The organism is Bradyrhizobium sp. SZCCHNR1093 (genome assembly GCF_032381175.1).
GTDB lineage: Bacteria > Pseudomonadota > Alphaproteobacteria > Rhizobiales > Xanthobacteraceae > Bradyrhizobium.
On the sequence record NZ_JAUHJJ010000001.1, the window covers coordinates 1,199,541 to 1,205,838 of the forward strand.

Sequence of the window (6,298 nt, forward strand, 5' to 3'; positions counted from 1 at the left end):
GCTAGCATTGCACTCACAACGACAATGCTGGGGAGGCGGTCATGGCGAGCCTGACCATCCGCAAGCTGGACGACTCTCTCAAAACTTATCTGCGCCTGCGCTCAGCGCAGAACGGGCGCTCGGTCGAGGAGGAAGTCCGGGTCATCCTGCGCGCGCTGATCGAGCCTGTCGATCCGTCCGAGCCGCCAATGGCGCCCCCAGCTCCAGCCAACCCGTCTGCCCCGCTCGTCCCCCAGCCCGGCCAGGTGCGCGAAGCCCGCGTCACCCTGATCATCAGCGGCGGCATCGCCGCCTACAAATCGCTCGACCTGATCCGGCGGCTGAAGGAGCGCCACATCCACGTCCGCTGCGTGCTGACCAAGGCGGCAACGCAATTCGTGACCGAGCTCGCCGCATCGGCGCTGTCGGGAGATCGTGTCTTCACCGATCTGTTCGACGCGCGCAGCGAGTTCGACGTCGGCCATATCCGGCTCGCGCGCGACTGCGACCTGATCGTGGTGGCACCGGCGACCGCCGACCTGATGTCAAAGATGGCGCACGGCGCCGCCGACGACCTCGCCAGCGCCATCCTGCTCGCGGCGAGCCGGCCGATCCTGCTGGCGCCGGCGATGAACCCGATGATGTGGAGCAACCCGGCGACGCGCCGCAACGCCGCGACCCTGCAGCGCGACGGCGTCCAGATGATCGGGCCGAACGCCGGCGAGATGGCGGAGAAGGGCGAGGCCGGTGTCGGCCGCATGGCCGAGCCGACCGAGATTGCGGACGCCGTCGTCGCCATGCTCAAGCCGCCGACGCCGCGCCCGCTCGCTGGCCGCCGCGTGCTGATCACCGCGGGCCCGACCCACGAGCCGATCGACCCGGTGCGCTACATCGCCAACCGCTCCTCCGGCAAGCAGGGCTTTGCGATCGCCGCCGCCGCGCAGGCCGCCGGCGCCGACGTGCGGCTGATCGCAGGACCGGTGGAGCTTGCCGACCCCAAGGGCGTCAGCGTCACCCACGTCGAATCGGCGCGGCAGATGCTCGACGCCGTCGAGGCCGAGCTGCCCGCCGACGTCGCGATCTTCGCCGCAGCGGTGGCCGACTGGCGCGTCGCCAATGAGGGCGGCCAGAAGCTGAAGAAGACGGACAAGGCGATCCCGCCGCTGACGCTGGTCGAGAACCCCGACATCCTCGCCACGATCTCGAAGCTGAAGGAGAAGCGGCCGGCACTCGTGATCGGCTTCGCCGCCGAGACGGAACATCTGATCGACAACGCCAAAGCCAAGTTCGCGCGCAAGGGCTGCGACTGGATCGTCGCCAACGACGTCTCGCCTTCGACCGGCGTGATGGGCGGCGACCGCAACACCGTGCATCTCTTGACGAGGGATGCCGATGGCGTCCATGTCGCGTCCTGGCCGATCATGACCAAGGACGAGGTCGCGACGGCGCTCGTCGCCGAGATCGCCAGAACCATGGGACCCATTGCGTGACACAGACCATCGCGATCGACGTGCAGATCCTGCCGCATGGCGAGGGACTGCCGCTGCCGGCCTATCAGACCGCACATGCCGCGGGGCTCGATCTGCTCGCCGCCGTTCCGGCCGATGCGCCGCTCGTCCTTGGGTCAGGCAGCCACGCGATGGTGCCGACGGGACTGTCGATCGCGCTGCCCGACGGCTACGAGGCCCAGGTGCGGCCGCGTTCGGGGCTCGCTGCGCGGCACGGCGTCACGGTGCTGAACGCACCGGGCACGGTGGACGCAGACTACCGCGGCGAGATCTGCGTGCTGCTGATCAACCACGGCAAGGAACCGTTTACGATTCGCCGCGGCGAGCGCATCGCACAGATGGTGATCGCCTCCGTGGTACGCGCCGAGCTCAGCCTCGCGACAACCTTGCCGACCACCGCGCGCGGCAGCGGCGGCTTCGGCTCGACGGGCCGTTGAACTACGGGCTTGCCACTGTTCCGACTCGAAAGAGTCGATCGGCGGACGCATTTTCCTCAGGCGCAACCATCGTTCACGGTCTGGACTCTTACCGCTGGAGTCCCGAAGCGGTTATGGTTGATTGATTCGTGAGACGGCGCGGGCGACGCGATCGGCGCCGCCCGAAACTTCGTGCGGTTTGGGGCAAATATGTCGGGCGTGATCGTGGTGATGCGTCAGACGCTGCTGTCGTGCACGTCACTCGCGCGCAAGGGCCTGATGGGTCTCGCTGCGACTGCGCTTGCGCCGGCGACGCCGGGCTTCGCAGGCGGTGGCGTGCCGGCGGATGCGATCACGACGCTGTTCGAGCTGAGCCGTCCTGATGTCGCCGAGGTGACGGCGATGCTGGCGCTGCTCGGCTTCTCCGTGGTCGCCGCGGTCGCGCTGGTACGCACGCGTCTGGCGGCCAGCCGGAAGGAAGCGCGGCTGCGCGCCGACATCGCCGAGCTGCAATTGCAGGCCGATCGCTACCGCGCGCTGCTGTTCGCCGAGCCCCAGATCCTGATCGCCTGGCCGGCCGGCGGCCACCGCCCGCAGATCTCCGGCGACACCGCGATGCTGGTCCCGCAGGATCAGCCGCAGCGCATTCTCGCCTTCGGAACCTGGCTGCCGCCGGAGCCCGCGCTGCAGCTCGACCGCGCCGTCGACGCGCTGCGCGAGGCGGGCGAGGGCTTCATGCTCAATCTCACCACCTCGCACGGCCATGCCATCGAGGCGATGGGCCGCGCCATCGGCGGCCAGGCCATCGTGCGCATCCGCGAATTGTCCGGTCTGCGCCGCGAGCTCGCCGAGACGCAGCTCCGCTTCAAGGCGCTCGGCGAGGAGACGGAGTCGCTGCGCGCGCTGGCATCGGCGCTGCCGTGGCCGATCTGGGCACGGCAGGCCAATGGCACCCTCGCTTACGTCAACGCCGCCTATGCCCGTGCCGTCGATGCCCGCGACGTGCCGGACGCGATCGGCCGCAACATCGAGCTGCTCGACTCCGCCGACCGTACCGACCTGCAGCGCGCACTCGGCGCCAACGGCCGTTTCGAGGGCCGGCTGCCGATCGTGACCGGCGGCGAGCGCCGCATGTACGACGTGCGCGCCTTCATGCTGGGCCACGGCAGCGCCGGCGTCGCCATCGACGCCAGCGAGGCGGCGGCGCTGGATGCGGCCGTGGTGCGGATGCGGGAAGCACACCGGCGCACGCTCGATCAGTTGTCCTCGGGCGTGGCCGTGTTCGACGGCCAGCGCCGGCTCGCCTTCTACAACGACTCCTATCGCCGGCTGTGGGGTCTCGATCCCGCCTTCCTGGACAGCCAGCCGGATGACTCGTCGGTGCTCGACCGTCTCCGCGCCGCGCGCAAGCTGCCCGAGCAGGCCGACTTCCGGGCCTGGAAGGCCAAGCTTCACGAGGCCTATCGCGCCGTCGAGGCCGCCAAGGACACCTGGTTCCTGCCCGACGGCCGCGCATTGTCGGTCGTCACCACGCCGAACCCGGAAGGCGGCGTCACCTATCTGTTCGACGACGTCACCGAGAGCTTCGCGCTTGCGCGCCGCTTCGACGGCCTGATCCGGGTCCAGCGCGAGACGCTCGACAGCCTCGCCGAAGGCGTCGCGGTGTTCGGCTCGAACGGCCGGGTCGAGCTGTTCAATCCGGCCTTCGCCAAGATGTGGCGGCTGTCGCCGGATCAGCTGCGCGAGCATCCGCATATCGACACCGTGGAATCCTGGTGCCATCAGCTCTATGACGACGCGGTCGCCTGGCGCACCATCCGCGAGGCCATCACCTCGATCGAGAACCGGCTCGACGTTGCGCTGAAGCTCGAGCGCAAGGACGGCAGCGTGCTCGACTGCATGAGCCGGCCGCTGCCCGACGGCGCGACCATGCTCACCTTCCAGGACATCACCGACACCGAGAATGTCGAACGGGCCCTGCGCGAGAGCAACGAGGCGCTCGAAGCCGCCGGCCAGATGAAGATCGACTTCGTCCACCACGTGTCCTACGAGCTGCGCGCGCCGCTGACGACGATCATCGGCTTCGCGCATTTCCTTTCCGATCCGTCGACCGGGCCGCTGACGCCGAAGCAGGCCGAGTATCTCGACTACGTCACCAAATCCACCAACGCGCTGCTGGCGCTGACCAACAACATTCTCGACCTCGCCACCATCGATGCCGGCGCCATGAAGCTCGAGCTCGGGCCGGTCGATGCCGCCAAGGCGATCGAGGCCGCGGCCGAAGGCGTGCAGGACCGGCTCGCCACGGATCGCATCCGATTGACGATCGCGGTGGACCCCGATGTCGGCTCCTTCGTCGGCGACGAGCGCCGCGTCGTTCAGGTCCTCTACAATCTGCTCGCCAATGCCGTCGGCTTCTCGCCGCCGGATTCGAGCGTCGCCGTCAGCGCCCGCCGCACCGATCACAGCGTCATCTTCGCGGTCACCGATTCCGGCCCCGGCATTCCGCCCGAGGTGAAGGACAAGGTGTTCGAATGGTTCGAGAGCCATTCGCAGGGCTCGCGCCATCGCGGCGCCGGCCTCGGCCTGTCGCTGGTGCGCTCCTTCGTCGAGCTGCATGGCGGCAGGGTGCGGATGGATTCGGTGGTCGGCAAGGGCACCACGGTCACCTGTGACTTCCCGACCGACCACGTCGCGCAACGCAACGCCGCGGAATGACGGACCAGCTGACATTCACGATCGCGCTCGCGGACGAAGCCGCCACCGCCGCCCTGATGGCCGATCTCGCGCTGCTGATCGGCCCGGGTGCACTGATCACGCTCACGGGCGATCTCGGCGCCGGCAAGACGGCGGCGGCGCGGGCGATGATCCGGTACCTCGCCGGCGACGACGAGCTGGAGGTGCCGAGTCCGACCTTCACTCTGGCGCAGAGCTACGACCTGCCGAGCTTCCCGCTGGTGCATGCCGATCTCTATCGCATCAGCGATGCATCGGAGCTCGAGGAGATCGGCCTATCGCCGCTGCCGGAGGCGACCGTCGTGCTGATCGAATGGCCGGAGCGCGCCGGCGGCACTCTCCCGCTGGACCGCGTCGACATCGCGCTGCGCCACGATCCATCGCAGGGCGACACCGCGCGCAGCGCCGAGATCACCGGCAGCGGCAAGGCAGCCGCGGTGGTTGCACGGCTGAAAGCCCTGCGCGACTTCCTCGCCGAGGCCGGGCACGCCAGATCGCGCCGCGAGCACATGGCCGGCGACGCCTCGACCCGCTCCTATGCGCGGCTCCACAAGGGCGAGCGCGTCTACATCCTGATGAACTCGCCGAAGCGGCCCGACGGCCCGGCGATCTACAACGGCAAGCCCTATAGCGGCGCCGTGCATCTCGCCGAGGACGTTCGCCCGTTCGTCGCGATCGCCGCCGCCTTGCGCGGACGCGGCATCTCGGCGCCGAAGATCAACGACGCCGATCTCGGCCGCGGCTTTCTCATCACCGAGGATCTCGGACGCGAGGGCGTGATCGAGGGCGACCCGCCACGGCCGGTCGTGGAGCGCTACGAGGCCGCAGTCGATGTTCTGGCGTCGCTGCATGGGCAGGACGTGCCCGCCGTGCTGCCGCTGGCGCCGCAGGTGACCTACAAGGTCCCGACCTTCGACGTCGATGCGATGCTGATCGAGATCGGCCTGATGCTCGAATGGTACCTGCCCGACCGTGGCGTGGAGCTGTCGCAGGTGCTGCGCGCCGAATTCCTGGAAATATGGCGCGAGTTGCTGGAGGCGCCGCTCGCATCTAAGCCGACCTGGGTGATCCGCGACTACCACTCGCCCAACCTGCTCTGGCTGCCCACGCGCGAAGGCATCGCCCGCGTGGGCGTGATCGACTTCCAGGACGCGGTGATGGGACCGCCGGCTTACGACGTGGTCTCCCTGGCGCAGGACGCCCGGATCGACGTGTCGGCGGAGATCGAGCGGGCGCTCCGAGAGCGCTACATCGCCGCGCGCCAAGCTGCGTCGACGGACTTCGACGCCGACGAATTCGGCACGCACTACGCGATCATGTCGGCCCAGCGCAACACCCGCCTGCTGGGCACCTTCGCCCGCCTCAACCGCCGTGACGGCAAGCCGCACTACCTCAAGCACCAGCCTCGCATCTGGGACTATCTCCACCGCGCGCTGGTCCATCCTGTGCTGGAGCCGTTGCGCGACTGGTACGCGGCGAATGTGCCACCACCGGCTGGCGTAGCTTGAGGCCCCCTCTCACGGCACCGACGGTGCGCTCCCCTCCCCCTTGCGGGGAGGGGTCGGGGGTGGGGGTCTCCGGGGGTATGAACCGGGCTGAGTCCTGACAATTCAGACCGGGTTGATTCCTGACAGGCAAGCTTCGTCCGATTCGAAGGAG

At 68.9% G+C, this 6,298-nt stretch carries 4 protein-coding genes; all 4 read left to right on the forward strand.

The window, feature by feature from the left end; genetic code table 11:
• Positions 1–41: 41 nt before the first annotated feature.
• The 4 genes from coaBC to tsaE all read left to right on the forward strand — a co-directional run bounded on the left by coaBC (position 42) and on the right by tsaE (position 6,147).
• Positions 42–1,469: a bifunctional phosphopantothenoylcysteine decarboxylase/phosphopantothenate--cysteine ligase CoaBC gene (gene coaBC, locus QX070_RS05590; protein ID WP_315735628.1), complete on the forward strand. Its 1,428-nt coding sequence runs from the start codon at positions 42–44 to the stop codon at positions 1,467–1,469.
• A complete protein-coding gene (gene dut, locus QX070_RS05595) occupies positions 1,466–1,924 on the forward strand; it encodes a dUTP diphosphatase (RefSeq protein ID WP_315735630.1) in 459 nt (152 codons plus the stop codon). The genes coaBC and dut overlap by 4 nt, the downstream gene beginning before the upstream one ends.
• A 189-nt stretch (positions 1,925–2,113) precedes the next feature.
• Positions 2,114–4,621 (forward strand): PAS-domain containing protein, encoded by a 2,508-nt coding sequence (locus QX070_RS05600; protein ID WP_315735632.1) that lies wholly within the window; start codon positions 2,114–2,116, stop codon positions 4,619–4,621.
• Positions 4,618–6,147, forward strand: a complete 1,530-nt coding sequence (gene tsaE, locus QX070_RS05605; RefSeq protein ID WP_315735634.1) for a tRNA (adenosine(37)-N6)-threonylcarbamoyltransferase complex ATPase subunit type 1 TsaE — start codon at positions 4,618–4,620, stop codon at positions 6,145–6,147. Before QX070_RS05600 ends, tsaE begins: the two co-directional genes overlap by 4 nt.
• Positions 6,148–6,298: the final 151 nt, after the last annotated feature.